This is a genomic window from Arthrobacter glycogeni (assembly GCF_054511155.1).
Genome location: NZ_JBTNDE010000001.1, coordinates 18,647 through 36,552 on the forward strand (window position 1 = coordinate 18,647; position 17,906 = coordinate 36,552).

General features: G+C 65.1%; 12 protein-coding genes and 1 tRNA gene. 4 read left to right on the plus strand and 9 right to left on the minus strand.

Going from position 1 to position 17,906, the window contains the following annotated elements; genetic code table 11:
- Positions 1 to 11: 11 nt before the first annotated feature.
- The 3 genes from prfA to ACX80O_RS00120 all read right to left on the minus strand — a co-directional run bounded on the left by prfA (position 12) and on the right by ACX80O_RS00120 (position 4,462).
- The gene (prfA, locus tag ACX80O_RS00110; protein ID WP_459305680.1) at positions 12 to 1,088 is read right to left on the minus strand and encodes a peptide chain release factor 1; all 1,077 of its coding nucleotides are present in this window, start codon (positions 1,086 to 1,088) and stop codon (positions 12 to 14) included.
- A gap of 150 nt (positions 1,089 to 1,238) precedes the next feature.
- Positions 1,239 to 3,485: a transcription termination factor Rho gene (gene rho, locus ACX80O_RS00115; protein WP_459332121.1), complete on the minus strand. Its 2,247-nt coding sequence runs from the start codon at positions 3,483 to 3,485 to the stop codon at positions 1,239 to 1,241.
- A gap of 401 nt (positions 3,486 to 3,886) precedes the next feature.
- Positions 3,887 to 4,462 (minus strand): TetR family transcriptional regulator, encoded by a 576-nt coding sequence (locus tag ACX80O_RS00120; RefSeq protein WP_459305676.1) that lies wholly within the window; start codon positions 4,460 to 4,462, stop codon positions 3,887 to 3,889.
- Between the two features lie 50 nt (positions 4,463 to 4,512).
- Here ACX80O_RS00120 and ACX80O_RS00125 point away from each other — a divergent pair, with 50 nt between their 5' ends.
- Complete coding sequence (locus tag ACX80O_RS00125) at positions 4,513 to 5,490, plus strand: SDR family NAD(P)-dependent oxidoreductase (RefSeq protein ID WP_459332122.1); 978 nt, start codon at positions 4,513 to 4,515, stop codon at positions 5,488 to 5,490.
- On the opposite strand, the gene thrB is transcribed toward ACX80O_RS00125, so the two are convergent.
- The 5 genes from thrB to argS are packed head-to-tail and all read right to left on the minus strand — an operon-like array spanning position 5,487 to position 12,045.
- On the minus strand, positions 5,487 to 6,425 hold the full coding sequence (gene thrB, locus ACX80O_RS00130) for a homoserine kinase (protein ID WP_459332269.1): 939 nt from the start codon (positions 6,423 to 6,425) through the stop codon (positions 5,487 to 5,489). The two genes, ACX80O_RS00125 and thrB, sit on opposite strands and share 4 nt — an antisense overlap.
- A 46-nt stretch (positions 6,426 to 6,471) precedes the next feature.
- Positions 6,472 to 7,599, minus strand: coding sequence for a threonine synthase (gene thrC / locus ACX80O_RS00135; protein ID WP_459305673.1), 1,128 nt, complete (start codon positions 7,597 to 7,599; stop codon positions 6,472 to 6,474).
- A complete protein-coding gene (locus ACX80O_RS00140; RefSeq protein ID WP_459305671.1) occupies positions 7,600 to 8,919 on the minus strand; it encodes a homoserine dehydrogenase in 1,320 nt (439 codons plus the stop codon). It abuts the gene before it with no gap.
- A 49-nt stretch (positions 8,920 to 8,968) separates the two neighbouring features.
- On the minus strand, positions 8,969 to 10,399 hold the full coding sequence (gene lysA / locus ACX80O_RS00145) for a diaminopimelate decarboxylase (protein ID WP_459305669.1): 1,431 nt from the start codon (positions 10,397 to 10,399) through the stop codon (positions 8,969 to 8,971).
- Complete coding sequence (argS, locus tag ACX80O_RS00150) at positions 10,396 to 12,045, minus strand: arginine--tRNA ligase (protein WP_459332123.1); 1,650 nt, start codon at positions 12,043 to 12,045, stop codon at positions 10,396 to 10,398. Before argS ends, lysA begins: the two co-directional genes overlap by 4 nt.
- A gap of 161 nt (positions 12,046 to 12,206) precedes the next feature.
- Here argS and ACX80O_RS00155 point away from each other — a divergent pair.
- Positions 12,207 to 12,279: transfer RNA gene (locus tag ACX80O_RS00155), tRNA-Arg, on the plus strand.
- A gap of 44 nt (positions 12,280 to 12,323) precedes the next feature.
- Here ACX80O_RS00155 and ACX80O_RS00160 read toward each other — a convergent pair.
- Entirely contained in the window at positions 12,324 to 12,893 is a 570-nt protein-coding gene (locus ACX80O_RS00160; RefSeq protein ID WP_459305665.1) for a DinB family protein, read from the minus strand.
- Between the two features lie 61 nt (positions 12,894 to 12,954).
- On the opposite strand from ACX80O_RS00160, the gene ACX80O_RS00165 reads away from it, so the two are divergent.
- Entirely contained in the window at positions 12,955 to 13,923 is a 969-nt protein-coding gene (locus ACX80O_RS00165) for a helix-turn-helix transcriptional regulator (RefSeq protein WP_459305663.1), read from the plus strand.
- A 14-nt stretch (positions 13,924 to 13,937) separates the two neighbouring features.
- A complete protein-coding gene (gene hrpA / locus ACX80O_RS00170) occupies positions 13,938 to 17,885 on the plus strand; it encodes an ATP-dependent RNA helicase HrpA (protein WP_459332124.1) in 3,948 nt (1,315 codons plus the stop codon).
- Positions 17,886 to 17,906: the final 21 nt, after the last annotated feature.

The window sequence follows — 17,906 nt, forward strand, 5'->3', positions numbered from 1 at the left end:
CGTGTGCTCGTTCAGTCGTCCTCGCCGATCGCATCCAACCGGGACTGCTCATCCATTTCGATGCCCGCCTGGACCACCGCTTCGAGGTCGCCGTTCATCACTGCGTCAAGGTTGTAGGCCTTGTAGCCGGTGCGGTGATCGGCGACGCGGTTTTCGGGGTAATTATAGGTACGGATGCGCTCGGAGCGGTCCATGGTACGGATCTGCGACTTGCGGATATCGGAGTTCGCTGCGTCGATCAGTGCCTGTTGGTGGGCGAGGATACGGGATCGGAGCACCCGCATGCCCGCTTCGCGGTTCTGCAGCTGCGACTTTTCGTTCTGCATGGCCACCACAATGCCGGTCGGGAGGTGGGTGATCCGCACCGCGGAGTCGGTGGTGTTCACTGACTGGCCGCCGGGGCCTGAGGAGCGGTAGACGTCGATCTTGAGATCGTTCTGGCTGATCTCCACTTCCTCGGGTTCGTCGACCTCTGGAAGGATGAGAACCCCAGCCGCTGACGTGTGGATCCTGCCCTGCGATTCGGTGACCGGGACCCGCTGGACCCGGTGCACACCTCCCTCGAACTTGAGACGGGCGTAGACACCCTCCCCCGGCTCGTTGGAGGAGCTTTTGATCGCCATCTGGACGTCCTTGTACCCGCCGAGGTCTGACTCGTTGGCCGAGATGATCTCGGTCTTCCAGCCGCGCGACTCTGCGTAACGGGTGTACATGCGCAACAGGTCCCCGGCGAACAGCGCTGCCTCATCGCCGCCTTCGCCGCCCTTGACCTCAATGATGACGTCGCGGCTATCGTTGGGGTCGCGCGGGATCAGCAGCCGGCGTAGCCGTTCCTGGGCGGTGGCGAGCTGTTCCTCCAGCACCGGGACTTCGGCGGCGAACTCGGGGTCATCAGCCATTTCCTGAGCTGCTTCCAGGTCGTCCTTGAGCGCTTCCCACTTGGTGTGCGCGTCGACAATACCGCTCAACTCGGCGTACCTGCGGCCGAGCTTGCGGGCCAGCACCTGATCGGAGTGCACTGCCGGGTCGGAGAGCCGTAGCTGCAGCTCGGCGTGCTCGTCGAGCAGGTTCTGGATCGACTCAAACATCAGAGAAATACCTCTTTCACACGAATTCCATTCAACAGATATGACCGATATTGGGTGGTTTGCCCGTCATTTCTGTTGACTCGATGGGTTAAGCACAGCCGCCCACGCACCGTCCGGCGGACCGGTAGGGCGTGGGCGGCGGGTGGTTTGCTAGTCGTCGTCGTTCTTGGAACCCAGCGTGGTCTTCTGCACCTGCATCAGGAACTCGACGTTTGACTGGGTTTCCCGGATCTTGTTGGTGAGCAGCTCAAGGGACTGCTGTTCGCCCAGTCCGGAAAGGACCCGGCGCAGCTTCCACATGATCTTGACCTCGTCCGGGGAGAGCAGCTTCTCTTCGCGACGGGTACCTGACGCGTTGACGTCCACCGCTGGGAAGATCCGCTTGTCAGCGAGGTTCCGGGACAGGCGGAGCTCCATGTTGCCGGTGCCCTTGAACTCCTCGAAGATGACCTCGTCCATTTTGGATCCGGTCTCGACGAGTGCGGTGGCGAGAATGGTGAGCGAGCCACCGTTCTCGATGTTGCGTGCTGCACCGAAGAAGCGCTTCGGCGGGTAGAGCGCTGCCGAGTCAACACCACCGGAAAGGATACGTCCCGAGGCCGGCGCCGCCAGGTTGTAGGCACGGCCCAGGCGGGTCATCGAATCGAGGAGCACCACCACGTCCATTCCCATCTCGACGAGGCGCTTGGCGCGTTCGATCGAGAGTTCGGCGACAGTGGTGTGGTCATCGGCCGGACGGTCGAAGGTGGAGGCAATGACCTCACCCTTGACCGTGCGCTGCATGTCGGTGACTTCCTCGGGGCGTTCGTCGACCAGCACCATCATGAGGTGGACCTCAGGATTGTTGATGGTGATCGCGTTGGCGATGGCCTGCAGGATGAGCGTCTTGCCAGCCTTCGGCGGGGAGACGATCAGGCCACGCTGGCCCTTGCCGATGGGCGCCACCAGGTCGATAACGCGGGGGCCGATCTTCTTGGCCTCGGTTTCGAGGCGCAGGCGCTCGGTTGGGTACAGCGGAACCAGCTTGGCGAACTCCACCCGGTCCTTGAGTTCCTCGGCTGGCTTGCCATTGACCGAGGTCACGCGGATCAGCGCGTTGAACTTTTGGCGGGTGTTGTTCTGGTTCTCCCCGTCGCGGGGAGCGCGGATGGCACCCACCACTGCGTCGCCCTTACGCAGATTATGCTTCTTGACCTGTGCCAGGGAAACGTAGACGTCGTTGGGGCCGGGCAGGTAGCCGGAGGTCCTGACGAACGCATAGTTTTCGAGGACGTCCAGGATGCCCGCGACCGGCAGCAGAACGTCGTCCTCGGTGACCTCGACGTCATCGACCTCAGGGTTCTGGCTACGGTTACGCCGACGGTCGTTGCGGTCGTTGCGGTCACGGAACCGGCTGCCGCGGTCGTTCCCGTTGCTGCGGTCATTGCCACGATCATTCCCGCGGTCGTTTCCACGATCATTCCCGCGGTCATTCCCGTTGGTACTGCCGTTGTCATCGCGGGAGTTGCGGTTACGGCGGTTGCGGTTGCGTCCGCGGCTGTCATCGTCCCGGTTGTCGTTATTCCGGTTCTCGGTGTTCTCGCTCCGGCTGTTCTCGGTCCGGTTCTCGTTGCGACCGCGACCGCCGCGATCGTTACGACTGTTCGACTCATTCTGCTCGGAGGACTCAGTGGTTGAATCTCCCGCTCCTTGGTTGGCTCGATCGCCGCCGCGTGAGGAATCGTCAGACGAGACCGCCTCCGGGGATTCGTTCGCTGCGGCGTCGGAGCGTTCTTCGCCACGACGGCCACGTCGGTTTTCTCGGGGTGCGCGGCCACGGGACCGCTCGCTGCTGTTTTCACGACCGCCGTTGTCCCGACTGTCGTTGTCCCGACTGTCCTTGCCTGGGCTGTCATTGTCCCGGGACTCGTCGCCAGTGGGGGCGTCAGTCGACTCCGACTGCGTGTCAGCAGCGGGCAGGCTCACGACGCCGTCGGAGCCGGCGCGCCGGTTCCGGTTCCGGGTGCGCGATGGACGTTCGGTCTGCTCCGGTGCAGTGTCCTCGCTGCCCTGCGGAGTCTCAGCATCGCTGCTTGCTGGGCGGCCTGATGACCGGCGCGATGACCGGGTGGAACCGTTCGACTGGCCGGAGTCCGCCGGGGCAGCTCCGTTTCCCTCGGCCGGTGCGGCGTCTTTGGGGCGGTCGGCAACCGCTGAACCACGCTGATGATCGGAGATGGCTGAGACCAGGTCGCCTTTGCGCATTCTGGATCCGCCGGTGATACCAAGCTGTCCGGCAAGAGCCTGGAGCTGGGCTAGCTTCAGTCCGGCAAGGCCGGAGCTTTTGGAAGCGGGAGCGTCGGCTGCGCCGGCGTTTGATGTATCCACACCTGATAACAGGTCAGTGGTTTCAGTCACGAAGGATCCTTCCCCCTCGTCGGGCGGTCCAACTCTGATGTGGACCGCGTTTGGTTAGCCCCTCCGCCGTAGACGAACTGGGCGGATAGGGTTCGGTCCTGCCGGAAGAGTCCGGCCTGGCCGTGTGTGCTAGGAACCTTCGGAAGTAAGCAGACTTCGGTTTATCTTCAAACCGCTGGTGCTTTTTAGTTCTGGGAGGTTACACCGGAGGTGACGCGACTGCTGAAAACCGTGCAGCTTTGCGGCGGTCCAAAAGGAAATGACGGCCAAATCAGCAGGTTACGGTTCATTCCGTTGGTGCACCACCAGTTTAGCACCCTCAAAGGTCCCGTCTACCCGATGAACACGCCGGCGACGCAGCACTTCGCGCGGTAGCGAAGGGGGTCATCGGCTTCCGATCCTCACCGGTCGGTGGATTCATCGAGCACGGTCCTCACTTTCGGGAGTGCAATCTTCACCCGATCAGCAAGGCTTAGACCATCCTCGACCTCCAGCCACTCCAACATCTGGCTCCGGAAGAGAGCAAACCCTATCGATGACAACACCGCGGAGGCAGTCGTCTCAAATCCCCGTGAGACCAGCGCCGCTGCTATCTCCTTTTGCCAGCGGGCCTGCTTGGCCAATTCCCTTCCGGTCAAGGACAGCTCTGAATCAATGATCTGCTGTCGACGCCGCAACGAAACCCGCGCCGGCTCTACCGTCTGAGCCAAACTCACCAGCACCTGATCCATCAGCGTCCCGGCTGACACCGGCCCCGTGGAAGCCGCAATGGTATCGAGCATCAAGGGTAGGAGCTCGTCGTCGTCGGCAAACAAGACCTCGTCTTTGTCCGGAAAATACCGAAAGAAGGTACGTGCAGTCACTCCTGCCCGAGCGGCAATGTCGTCGACAGTCGTCGCCGTGTACCCATCCCTGTCGAAGAGGACAAGTGCGGCGTCGACCAGGCGACGTCGGGAATCTTCGGGCCAGCGGGGCATTCACCCACCCTACCCTTGTGTCATAAACTGACATCACCTACCATGAGGTTATGGCAGCTTCTGACATCACTTCTCCAGTGGTTCTACTGACCGGTCCTACCAGCGGGATCGGTGCAGCCATGCTCAACCACCTCAAGTCACATCCAACCCGGCCCGTGATCCTCCTCCTATCGAGGGATGGTCCGGCGCTGAAGGAAGCCGCCGCCAAAGTGCGCAGTGCCGGTCTCACCGCCCGCAGCATTCCGGTCGACCTTGCCGACCTTGACAGCGTCCGGCGCGCTACGGACCAGGTGGCAGCCTTGGTCCGCTCGGGAGGCATCCCACCGATCGACGCTGCAATCCTTAATGCTGGAACACAGTTCAGCGACCGTCGGCACACCGGCGCGCAAGGGTATGAGCTGACGTTCACTATCAACGTGATTGCCCAACATTTACTGCTCCTTGGACTCCAGCCATTACTTGCCGCTGCGGGTCACACGGTGCTGCTGGGATCGACCACCCATCGTGGCAAACGCGAATCCTTCAACCTTGTGCCCGATCCGCACTGGCAAAAACCCCACCTGATGGCCACCGCGACCCAGCCGTCGGCGGAAGACACCCGCCCTTCGCTTGAGCGGGAGCAGGGTGGCGTCGCCTACGCGACAAGCAAACTCGCTCTCGTTACGCTCTCCCACGTTTGGGCTGCACGGCTCGCAAAGGAGGGGCAGCGGCTCAATACCTATGATCCAGGACTTGTTCCCGGCACCGGATTGGGCAAAGACATGCCCGGGTATCGGTACTGGGTGTGGAAACATCTCATGCCCGCCATGAGTATCCTCCCAGGCGCGGCACGCCCTATGACCACGGCGCGGCATGCCGTCGCTCTCGCCCTCAGCGATGCGCACGCTACAGTTTCCGGCGGATACCTGGAGATCGGGAGGCTGGCGCAGGCTGCGTCCACCACTCTCTACGCGTCGAGGCAACAGGACCTATGGGACTGGCTTAGCCTCGCCGTCGCGCCCTATGTCGAGGCACCGTCCGAGCGCTAGCGGTGCGGAGGCTGGAGGGTGGCGCCGTCCGGCTCTACGGCCAGACGAAGGACGCGCCAGTCCTGATCCTGCCCGGGAGCAGTAGTCAGCTCCGCGATCAGCCGCTCAACAGCCGCCGCCTGCTGCTCGCCGACAGCAAGGGTCATCACGGTTGGACCGGCACCCGAGATGACCGCCGGATAGCCCTGCGCTCGGAGTTGGCGCATCAGCGTGGCGCTGGGCAGCATCACCTGGGCCCGATAGTCCTGATGCAGCGCGTCCTGCGTGGCGTCCAGCAGGAATTCCGGCTTCCTGGACAGCGCATGGACCAGCAGCGCGGCGCGACCGGCATTCGAGGCAGCGCTCGAATGGGCGACCGAGGCAGGAAGGAGGGCACGTGCCGTCTCGGTCGACAGACCGGTGGCCGGAATCGCCGCGACGGGGATGATCGAGGGGTGCACCGGAACACTGGCGCTGTGAAAGACCCTGCCCGTCTCCCAGGAGATAGCCAGCGAGCCCAGCAGGGCGGGCGCGACGTTGTCAGGGTGACCCTCGAGGGTGGAGCACAGCTGCAGTAGCCCCGCCGGATCCATCCGATCGGTGTCGGGCAGCAGGAAGTTGGCTGCCAGGACCGCAGAGACAATCGCTGCCGCGGAGGAACCCAGTCCCCTGCCATGCGGGATGAGGTTCTGTGTTTCGAGTTCAAGCCCCGGGCAGCCGAACCCTGAGCGTTCGAGCGTATCCAGCAGCGTGCGTGCCACCAGGTGGGTTTCGTCAGTCGGGAGGTCATCGGCTCCCTCGCCGGTGACCCGCACGGTGACGATGCCGCTCGTGGTGGTCCTCACCCTGACCGTGTCGAATAGTGACACCGCGAGGCCCAGGGTGTCGAAGCCAGGGCCCAGGTTGGCGCTGGTGGCGGGCACCCGGATGGTTGCCTCCTGACCAGTGGCAACCATCCGGCTCCCACTGGTCAGCCGGCTGATCTCCGCGGGGGGCACCAGGTCACTCACCGGCTGTGCCTTCAAGGCCCAGCGCCGTGGCGACACTGACGACGTCGAAATCCACTGTAGTGGGCTCAACGTCGGACCCGTCGGCAGCCTTTAACGCCCACTGCGGGTCCTTGAGGCCATGGCCCGTCACAGTGATCACGATGGTCTTGCCGACCGGCGCCAACCCTGCGGCATGCTTTTTCAGAAGCCCCGCCACCCCGGCTGCCGACGCCGGCTCGACGAAAACGCCTTCGCGTGCCGACAGCCAGCGGTGCGCGTCAAGAATTTCGTCGTCGGTGACTGCTTCAATCAGCCCGCCGGATTCGTCCCGGGCCGCGATGGCCTGGTCCCAGGACGCCGGGTTGCCGATCCTGATTGCCGTCGCAATGGTGTCGGGTTCGCTCACCGGGTGGCCCTTGACCAGCGGCGAGGCGCCTTCGGCCTGGAAGCCCCACATCACCGGGCGCCTGGTGGCCACCGGCGGGAGCACGGCGCCGCCGTCGGGACCGTGCGGGTTGGTGTACGGCTCGGAGTATTCCCGATAACCCTTCCAGTAGGCGGTGATATTGCCTGCGTTTCCGACGGGCAGCAGGTGGTAATCAGGCGCGTCCCCCAGGACGTCGACCACCTCGAAGGCCGCGGTCTTCTGGCCCTCGATGCGGGCCGGGTTCACTGAGTTGACCAGGAAGACCGGGTACGCCTCGGCCAGCTTCCGTGCGACGTCGAGACAGTTGTCGAAGTTGCCGTTGACCTGCAGCAGTTCGGCACCGTGAGCGATCGCCTGGCTGAGCTTGCCCAGAGAGATTTTGCCCTCCGGGACCAGCACGGCGCAGGTAATGCCCGCCTTGGTGGCATAGGCAGCGGCGGACGCTGACGTGTTACCCGTGGAGGCGCAGACCACTGCCTTCGCCCCCGACTCGATGGCAGCGGTGATGGCCATGGTCATCCCCCGGTCCTTGAAGGACCCGGTGGGGTTCATCCCTTCCACCTTGAGGTAGACCTCCGACCCGGTAAGTTCGGACAACGCCGTCGCATGGACCAGTGGTGTCCCGCCCTCCCCCAGGGTGATGATCTCCGTGGTGTCCGAAACGGGCAGCCGGTCGGCGTATTCGCGGATAACGCCGCGCCATTGGTGAGCCACTTAGGCCCCTTCCACTCGGAGGACACTCGTCACCGAATTGATGACGGCGAGATCCTGGATCTGTTCAACTGTCGCGGCAAGGGCCGCCTCGGTGGCACGATGCGTCACGATGCGCAGTTCCGCTGTGGCCTGGCCCGGAGTGTCGGAGGGGTGAATGCTTTGGCGCAGAGTCTCGATCGACACGCCCTGCTCAGCGAACAGCTGCGCGATCCGCGCAAGGACACCCGGCTGATCGGCCACATCAAGTCCGATCGAATAGCTGGTCCGCACGGCGTCGATACTCATCGACGGGACATGGCCGGTGGTCGTTTCGGTGCGGCCGGGCCCGCCGAGCACCATGCGGCGCGCGGCGCTGACGACGTCGCCCAGCACCGCCGAGGCGGTGGGTGTGCCGCCAGCGCCCTGGCCGTAGAACATCAGTTCGCCGGCGTTCTCGGCCTCGATGAACACGGCGTTGAACGCACCGTGGACCGCGGCCAAGGGATGATCGCGTGGCAGCAGGGTGGGGTGGACCCTGACGCTGACGCCCTCGGTGCCCGCGCCGTCGGCGTTCTCCCGCGGCAGCAGCTCGGCGATGGCCAGCAGCTTGATCACGAACCCGGCATCCTTGGCCGCTACGATATCCGCAGCGGTGACCTTGGTGATGCCTTCGCAGTAGACATCCTCCAGCGCGAAGCGGGTGTGGAAGGACAGCGACGCGAGGATGGCGCCCTTCGCGGCGGCGTCGTGACCTTCGACGTCGGCGGTGGGATCCGCCTCCGCGTAACCCAGGCGCTGCGCTTCGGCCAGGGCGTCGTCGAACTGGGCGCCGGTGGTGTCCATCTGGTCGAGGATGAAGTTGGTGGTGCCGTTGACGATGCCGAGGACCCGGGTGATGCGATCGCCGGACAGACTGTCCCTGATCGGGCGCAGGATGGGGATGGCGCCCGCCACCGCCGCCTCGTAGGAGAGCTGGACCTTTGCGGCGTCGGCCTTCTCGTAGAGGGTGGGGCCGTCCAGCGCCAACAGCGCCTTGTTGCCGCTGATCACTGTTGCTCCATGGTCGATGGAGCGCAGGATCAGCGATCGGGCGGGTTCGATCCCGCCCATCAGCTCAATCACGATGTCGGCGTCTTCAACCAGGGAGTCCGCGTCGGTGGTGAAGAGCTCCCGCGGCAGATCGACGTCGCGGGGTGCATCGATGGTGCGCACGGCGATGCCGGTCAGTTCCAGGCGTGCCCCGGTGCGGGCTGCGAGCGCCTCGGCGTCCTCAAGGAGGATCCGTGCCACTTGTGACCCCACGTTGCCGCAGCCCAGCAGTGCGACCCTCAGTGTGGACATGGCGCCGGTGTTCGAGGCTGTATCAGGTGAAATGGTGTCGCTCCTGCAATCAGTTGGTGGTGCGGGGGATGTCGCGTGCCAGCAGGTCGTCCTCGGTTTCGCCGCGCACAATCAGTCGTGCGCGGCCGTCCCGGACGGCGACCACGGGTGGCCGGGCCACCCAGTTGTAGTTACTCGAGAGCGCCCAGCAGTAGGCGCCGGTGCCGGGAACGGCAACAAGGTCACCCGCGTCGGTATCCTCGGGGAGGTAGACATCCCTGACCACGATGTCGCCGCTTTCGCAGTGCTTCCCCACCACCCGCGACAGTACGGGGGTGGCAGCCGAGACGCGTGATGCCAGCACCGCCGAATAGTCAGCGTCGTAGAGGACCGGCCGGGGGTTATCGCTCATCCCGCCGTCCACCGACACATATCGGCGGGGCTGGGTTTCAGCACCGTCGACGTCGACCTGAACCGTTTTGGTGGTCCCGGCCGTGTACAGGCTGAAGGTCGATGATCCAACGATCGCCCGGCCCGGTTCAATGGAGATCCGCGGGACGCTCAGTCCGAGCTCGGCGCAGGTCGAGCGGACGACGGCGGCCATCGCCGCGGCGATCTCTGCCGGCGGGCGCGGCTTGTCTGTCTCGGTGTAGGCGATGCCGTAGCCGCCGCCGAGGTCCAGTTCGGGGAGTTCAACGCCGTGACCATCACGAACCTGTGCCAGGAAGACCAACAGCCGGCGGGCGGCAAGTTCAAAGCCTTCGGACTCGAAGATCTGCGACCCGATGTGGCAGTGGACGCCCAGCAGGTTGACCGACCGGTGCTGGAGCGCCGCGGCGACGGCCTGGGCAGCGGGTGAGGCGTTGCCGTCGGCCAGGGAAAGCCCGAACTTCTGGTCCTCGTGGGCGGTCGCAATGAACTCGTGGGTCGAGGCGTGGACGCCTGGGGTGAGCCGGAGCATCACGTTCGCTGTAGTGCCGCGGGCGGCAGCAAGGGCAGCGACCCGTTCCAGTTCGGGGAGGCTGTCCACCACGATGCGACCCAGGTTCAGGTCGAGCGCCCGGCCCAGCTCCGCGTCGGATTTGTTGTTCCCGTGCAGCCCGAGATGTTCGCCGGGGATTCCGGCGCGCATGGCGATCGCGAGCTCCCCGCCGGAACAGGTGTCGAGGCGCAGTCCTTCTTCGGCCACCCAGTGGGCTATTTCGGTGCAGAGGAAAGATTTGCCTGCGTAGTAGACGTCCACTCCTCCACACAGGTCCGCGAAGGCAGCGTTGAACGCGTCCCTGAAGCTCCGGGCACGGGTTCGAAAGTCCTCCTCGGACACGACAAACAGGGGCGTGCCGAACCGCTCAGCGAGGTCGCTGACGTGCAGACCGCTGATTCTCAACTCGTCGCGATGACGGTCGACGTCGCGCGCCCACAGGTCGCTGTTCAGCCGGTTGACGTCGTCGGGGTAGCTCAGCCAGCCAGGAGCCAGCGGCGAAGCCTTCGTCCCGCTCACATCCGCTCCGGTGCCGAGACACCGAGCAGGCCCAGGCCGTTGGCAAGGACCTGCTGGGTGGCGTTGTTGAGCCACAGCCGGGTGCGGTGCAGGTCGGTGACCGGCTCATCGCCGAGCGGCGCGATCCGGCAGGCGTCATACCAGCGGTGGTACGTGCCGGCGATGACCTCGATGTGGCGGGCGACGCGGTGTGGTTCGCGGAAGGCCGCGGCCTGCGCCACCATGCCGGGGAACTGGCCGAGCGCTGCCAGTAGTTCACCCTCGGTGGCGTGGCTGAGCTCCGAGGCGTCGAAAGCGCTGGTCTCCACCCCTGCTGCGGCCGCGTTGCGCTCCACTGCGTGGGTCCTGGCGTGGGCATATTGGACGTAGAAGACCGGGTTGTCGTTGGTGCGCCGGGTCAACAGGTCAAGGTCGATGTCGATGTTGGAATCGGCCGAAAAGCGGGCAAGGGTGTAGCGGGCGGCGTCGACCCCGACGGCGTCGACCAGGTCCTCCAGCGTGACGACGGTTCCGGCCCGCTTGGACATCCGCACCGGGACACCATCCCTCATCAGGTTGACCATCTGGCCGATGAGGACCTCGACGGTGTCCGGGTCATCCCCGAGTGCCGCGGCGGCGGCCTTCAGCCGGGCCACGTAGCCGTGGTGGTCGGCGCCGAGCATGATGATATTCAGGTCGAAGCCGCGGCGGCGTTTGTTCACGAAGTAGCCGATGTCGCCGGCAATGTAGGCGGGGGCACCGTCGGACTTGATGACCACCCTGTCCTTGTCGTCGCCGAACTCGGTGGACCGCAGCCACCACGCACCGTCTTCAAGGAACAGGTTCCCTGAGGTTTTCAACTTCTCCAGCAGGCCCTCGACAAAGCCATCCTGGAAGAGGGAATGCTCGTGAAAGTAGACGTCAAAGTCCACGCCGAAGTCGTGCAGGGACTTCTTGATGTCACCGAACATCAGATCGACGCCGAGTTCGCGGAAGCGCTCAACCGATTCGGCCTGGTCGAGCTCAAGGATCGCTGGGTCGAGGATCAGGACGCGGGAGGCGATGTCATCAATGTAGGCGCCGCCGTAGCCGTCCTCGGGCGACGGTTCGCCCTTGGCGCTGGCCCAGAGGGACCGTGCGAAGCGTTCGACCTGGGCGCCGTGGTCGTTGAAGTAGTACTCGCGGGTCACGTCGGCACCCTGGGACTGGAACAGCCGGGCCAGCGCGTCGCCGACGGCTGCCCAGCGGGTGCCACCCAGGTGGATGGGGCCGGTGGGGTTCGCCGACACAAATTCGAGGTTGATTTTGGTGCCAGCCATGAGGGCGCTCGTACCGAAGGCGGGGCCGGCTTCAACAATGGAGCGCGCCAGTTCACCGGCGGCGGCGGCATCGAGGGTGATATTCAAAAAACCCGGGCCGGCGATCGCGACGCTCGTGACGCCGTCGAGCTGCTCCAGGCGGCTGCTGAGAATCTGGGCGAACTCGCGGGGGTTCATCCCAGCCTGTTTGGAGAGCTGGAGTGCGATGTTGGTGGCCCAGTCCCCGTGTTCCCGGCTCCTGGGTCGCTCAACCCGCACCTCCGACGGAAGGTCGACGTCGAAGTCGCCAGCGGCGACCGCGTCTTTCAGGCATGAGGAAATGGCAGCAGAGAGTTCTTCAGGAGTCACCCGTCCAGCATAACGGGGCGCGCCGCCGCGGCAGTTTCTGTGACGCAACAGCCCCCGGGCACAGCTACCTCACAGGACGGGTCCGTGGGGGTTTTCGTCAAGGGGCGCTTCCCTGATAAGCTCAGGGAGTCCCAATTCGGGGCCGGTCTAACCGGTTTTCCGCCTTCGTAGCTCAGGGGATAGAGCGTCTGCCTCCGGCGCAGAAGGTCGTAGGTTCGAATCCTATCGAGGGCACAGCACAACCCCCGGATTTCAATGAAATCTGGGGGTTGACTGCGTTAACCGAGCGGAATCCCAACCGTCCGCCGGGTGTAGAGGTCCCTTAGGAGGGCAATCTCGGCCAGGTGATGGATCATTTCCCGGTTGATGTGGAGAATGAGGGATCCCATCGGCGCCGCCGCGAAATCGTGCTCCGCCGGTCCGACGGGCCGGTCCAGCCCGGCAGCATCAAGCGACGCGACGCCGGCCATCCACTGGGAGTACAACCCATCCAGCCGCTCCAGCGCCCCGGCCGCAGTTCCGGGAAAGTCAAACGTTTCATAGTCAATCGGCTCACCGCCGAAGTGGTATTCCACCCGCGCTCCGAGCACTCCCACCATCAGGTGACCCAGCCGCCAGGCAATGGTGGTCACCGGCGCCGGCACCGGCTCCGGATACTCGAAGTCAAGGGTGAGGTCGCCGCCACCCAACTGCCGGGCCGCGGTTCCGGCGCCGCGTGGGCGCAGACTCCAGCAGCCAGCCACCGGTTCCCACAAATATTCGTCGTCGGTGAGGCCCACCAGCCGCGGGCGCGCCTGCTCCTCCCAGTGCCACTGCAGCTGCCTCATGAGTTCGTCCTTGATGTCCATGTGCCCAGCATAGAAGCGATTCAGGACAGCTCCTGACCTCATCGAGGAGTAGCTTGGTGACATGTTGGAAACCTCGGCACGACTGCTCCAGCTACTCTCCCTGCTTCAGCTACGCCGCGAATGGACCGGTTCCGCGCTTGCGGGCCGCATGGAAGTCACTGAGCGCACCGTTCGGCGGGACATCGGCAAGCTCCGCACGCTTGGCTATCCCATCCATGCATCTCCGGGGGTGGCCGGCGGTTATCAGCTCGGCGCCGGCGCGCAACTGCCTCCCCTCCTGCTTGACGACGACGAGGCGCTCGCCGTCGCCCTCGGCCTGAGCGCCGTCACGGCAAGCCCCGTCGCCGGGATCGGGGAGGCATCCGTGCGGGCGCTGACCAAACTGGAGCAGGTGCTCCCCAGCCGGCTTCGTCCCCGGTTCGCGGGGCTGCGCAGCGCAGTCACCCGGATGGCGGCCGTCAGCACCCCCGTCCGGCCGGAGATTCTCACCGCCCTGTCCGCCGCGATCACTGAACGCCGCACCGTCGTCTTCAGGTATGCCCGCCAGGATGGGAAATCCTCTCGACGGATCGTCGAACCCTACCGGCTCGTTGACACCGGCAGGCGGTGGTATCTGGTGGCTTGGGACGCCACCCGCGAGGACTGGCGGACGTTCCGCGTGGACCGCTGCCAGAGCGTTCCAGCCCAGCGGGTCCGGTTCACTCCCCGCCCTCTCCCTGCCCGGGATCTGGCCCTGTACGTGCAGCAATCGATTACGCGTTCGCCGTACACGTACGACGTCGTCGTCCGGCTCACGGGGAACATCAGCGACGTCTCGCAGAAAGTGTCGCCGGACACCGCGGAACTACAGAGCGACGGCGATGCGCATACGCTCATGCGGGCGGGCTTTGACTCCCTCGACTGGCCGCTGATGCATCTGGTGGCACTGGACCTCGAATTCGAGATTCTTGAGCCGCCGCTGATGCGTGAACGGGCCCGGATGGCAGCGGAACGACTCACCCGGGCAGCCGGTGATAGTCCTACCGCCTAGAATTGGTACCAACCATGGCACTGACTATTTCCTATCCCCCTGAACTCCCGGTTTCCGAGCGCCGCGCCGACATTATGGCTGCCATCGCCGCCAACCAGGTGACGATTATCGCTGGCGAAACCGGGTCCGGTAAGACCACCCAGATTCCGAAGATGTGCGTGGAGCTGGGACTTGCCGACAGGGGCTTGATCGGCCACACCCAGCCCCGCCGTCTCGCCGCCCGCACGGTGGCCGAGCGCATCGCCGAGGAGCTGGACGTCAAGGTGGGCGCCGAAGTCGGCTTCCAGGTGCGGTTCACCGGCGAGGTCAGCCGCAGCACCAAGATCAAGCTGATGACTGACGGCATCCTGCTGGCGGAAATCCAGCACGATCGGTTGCTGAATAAGTACAGCACCATCATCATCGATGAGGCCCACGAGCGCAGCCTGAACATCGACTTCATCCTCGGATACCTGAAACGGATCCTGCCGCAGCGGCCCGACCTGAAGCTCATCATCACCTCGGCCACCATCGACCCCGAACGCTTCGCCGCACACTTCGCCGCCGACGAGGCAGTAACCGTCAAGCAGCCGGCGCCGATCATCGAGGTTTCGGGCCGCACCTACCCGGTGGAGATCCGGTACCGCCCCCTGAGCCAGCCGGCCGGCGAGGCCGACGACACCGCCGACCCGGGCGACCAGGAGGAAGACCGCGACCCGCTGGACGCCGTCTGCGACGCCGTCGACGAACTGGCCAGGGAAGCCCCCGGCGACATTCTGGTGTTCTTTTCCGGCGAGCGCGAAATCCGCGACGCGGCCGATGCCCTCCGCGCCCGGGTCCAGGTCAATCCCCGTCTGAAGGGCACCGACATCCTGCCGCTGTTCGCCCGGCTGTCCCTCCAGGAGCAGCACCGGGTGTTCCGACCGTCCGGACCGGGCCGGCGCATCATCCTCGCCACGAACGTCGCCGAAACCTCGCTCACCGTCCCCGGTATCAAGTACGTCATCGACACCGGCACCGCCCGTATTTCACGGTATTCGCATCGCACCAAGGTGCAGCGGCTACCGATCGAGCGCGTCTCCCAGGCTTCGGCCAACCAACGCTCCGGCCGCTGCGGCAGGGTCTCGGACGGCATCGCCATCCGCCTCTACTCCCAGGAGGACTTCGAGGCCCGCCGCCCGTTCACCGACCCGGAGATTCTGCGCACCAACCTGGCCGCGGTGATCCTGCAGATGACCGCCATGGGGGTCACCCGTGGACCCAAGGACGTCGCCGACTTCCCCTTCGTCGAGCCGCCGGACTCCAAGGCCATCAACGACGGCGTGACCCTCCTGAAGGAGCTCGGCGCGTTGGAGCCCTCAGGTGGGATCTCGCCGGTTGGCCGCAAACTCGCCCAACTCCCGGTGGACCCCCGACTGGGCCGCATGATCGTCGAGGCGGGGCAGCGCGGCTGCGCCAAGGAAGTGATGGTGCTCGCCGCGGCCCTCACCATCCAGGATCCGCGGGAGCGACCGCAGGCCGATCAGGGCGCGAAGCTCCAGACGGCCACGGCGATGCACAAGCGGTTCCTCGATGAGAACTCGGATTTCACCGGATATCTGAACCTGTGGCGGTATCTGCAAGAACAACAGAAAGAGCTTTCCTCTACCCAGTTCCGCAAGCTGTGCCGCAACGAGTTCATCAACTACCTGCGGGTCCGCGAATGGCAGGATCTCTTCGCGCAGCTCCGGCAGCTCGCCAAACCGCTGGGCATCACTCTCTCCCCCGACCCGGTGGATCCCGTCGGCAACGACACAGCCATCCACATCAGCCTGCTCGCCGGGCTACTCAGCCACATCGGGCTCTACGACCAGCGCAAGCGCGAGTACACCGGAGCGCGCGGCACCCGCTTCGCCGTTTTCCCCGGTAGCGCCCTGTTCAAAAAATCCCCGGACTGGGTGATGGCTGCCGAACTGGTGGAGACGTCGAGGCTCTGGGCGCGGGTCGCGGCGAAGTTCGATCCGCTATGGGCCGAGGAGGTGGCGCCGCACCTGGTGAAGCGCAGCTACAGCGAGCCACACTGGTCCCGCAAGATGGGCGCCGTCATGGCCCACGAGAAGGTCACCCTCTACGGCGTGCCGATCATCCCGCAGCGTCGAATCAACTACGGCCGAATTGATCGTGGACTGGCCCGGGAATTGTTCATCAGGCATGCCCTGGTGGAGGGCGACTGGAAAACGCACCACAAATTCTTCCATCGCAACAAGGCGCGCCTTGCTGAGATCGAGGAGCTGGAGAACCGGCTGCGGCGCCGCGACCTGATGGTCGACGACGAGACCCTCTTCGAGTTCTACGACACGCGGGTGGGCCCCGAGGTGGTGTCCGAACGGCACTTCGACTCATGGTGGAAGGAGACCCGCCACCGGCAGCCCGACCTGCTCGACTTCTTACCGGGCGACCTGCTCGCTGAGAACAGTGACCTGGACGAATCGGCGTTCCCGAAGACCTGGCACCAGGGTAGCTTCGAACTCCCCCTGAGCTACGAGTTCTCCCCCGGTGTGCAGGGCGCGTCCGACGGCGTCACGGTCGCGATACCGGTAGTGTTCCTGAACCAGCTCGACGCCAGACCATTCCACTGGCAGATCCCCGGGCTGCGGGTGGAACTGGTGACCGCCCTGATCAAGTCGCTACCCAAACAGGTCCGCAAAAATTTCATTCCCGCCCCCGATGTGGCCCGCAGTGCCGTCGCCGCACTGAATACCGACTTCGACCCGACGAGCGACGATCTTGAGCAGTCCCTTGAGCTGGTGCTACGCCGGATGAAGGGACACATCATCGCGCCGGGGTCGTGGAACCGCGGCACCCTGCCCGAGCACCTGCTGATGAGCTTCCAGGTGGTTGACGGAAAAGGGCAGATCCTCGATGAGGGCACCGATCTGCTGGTCCTCCAGGAGAGGCTCGCCCCCCAAACACGCCGAGCCATCGCCGAGTCGCTCGGCGCCACGCCGGCCACCACCCGGCCAGCGAGGGAACCCGGTCAGGCTTCGTCGGCAGCGACGTCCCCGCCGGCGAAATCCCAGCCGGACAGCCCGGTGGACATCGGGATCACCGAACGCTCCAGCCTCACAGCGTGGACCGTCGGCGACATCCCCCGCCAAGTGACCCGACTGGTGAACGGACACACGGTGACCGGCTATCCGGCGCTGACCGATGAGGGCGCCACCGCAGGGCTCGCCGTGTTCCCCAATCCCGCCGAGCAGGGCGCCGCCATGCGCGACGGGATCATCAGACTTCTCGCCGTGCGCGTACCCAGCCCCGCCAAATACGTCCTTGAGCACCTCAGCAACGCCGAGAAGCTCACCTTCAGCCAGAACCCGCACGGCAGCGTCGCAGGATTGATCGAGGACTGCACGCTCGCCGCCGTCGACAAGCTGACGCCCGAAGCCCTGCCGTGGACCGAGGCGGAGTTCAACTCACTCTACGAAACGGTCCGCGCAGAACTCATCGACACCGTGTTCACTGTCACGGCCACGGTCGAGAAGATCCTCTCCAGCACCCGCAGGGTCGAGAAACTCCTCAAGGGCGCCACCAGCCTGGCCCTGATCACCGCCCTGAACGATGTCAGAAGCCAGCTGGAACAACTGGTCTACCCCGGCTTCGTGGCGAAGACCGGGTACGCCCAGCTGAGCCACCTGCCCCGCTATCTGGCGGGAATCGAGACGCGCCTCGCGAAGCTGGCCGGAAACGTCCAGCGCGATTCGCTCGGCACCGCCGTCGTCCAGCGCCTTGAAGACGAGTACGACGACGCCGTCGCCGCCCTCAGACCCGGCGGCCCGAAAACCCCTCCCGCCCTACTAAGGGTGCGCTGGATGCTTGAGGAGCTGAGAATCAGTCTGTTCGCCCAAGACCTGGGCACCGCCTACACCGTGTCGGAGAAGCGGATCCGGGCGGCCATCGGCGAGGCGATGGCCGCGCAGCGGACCGGGGTCGGCTCCGCGGTTTAGCGGCGCCAAGGCTAACGGTTT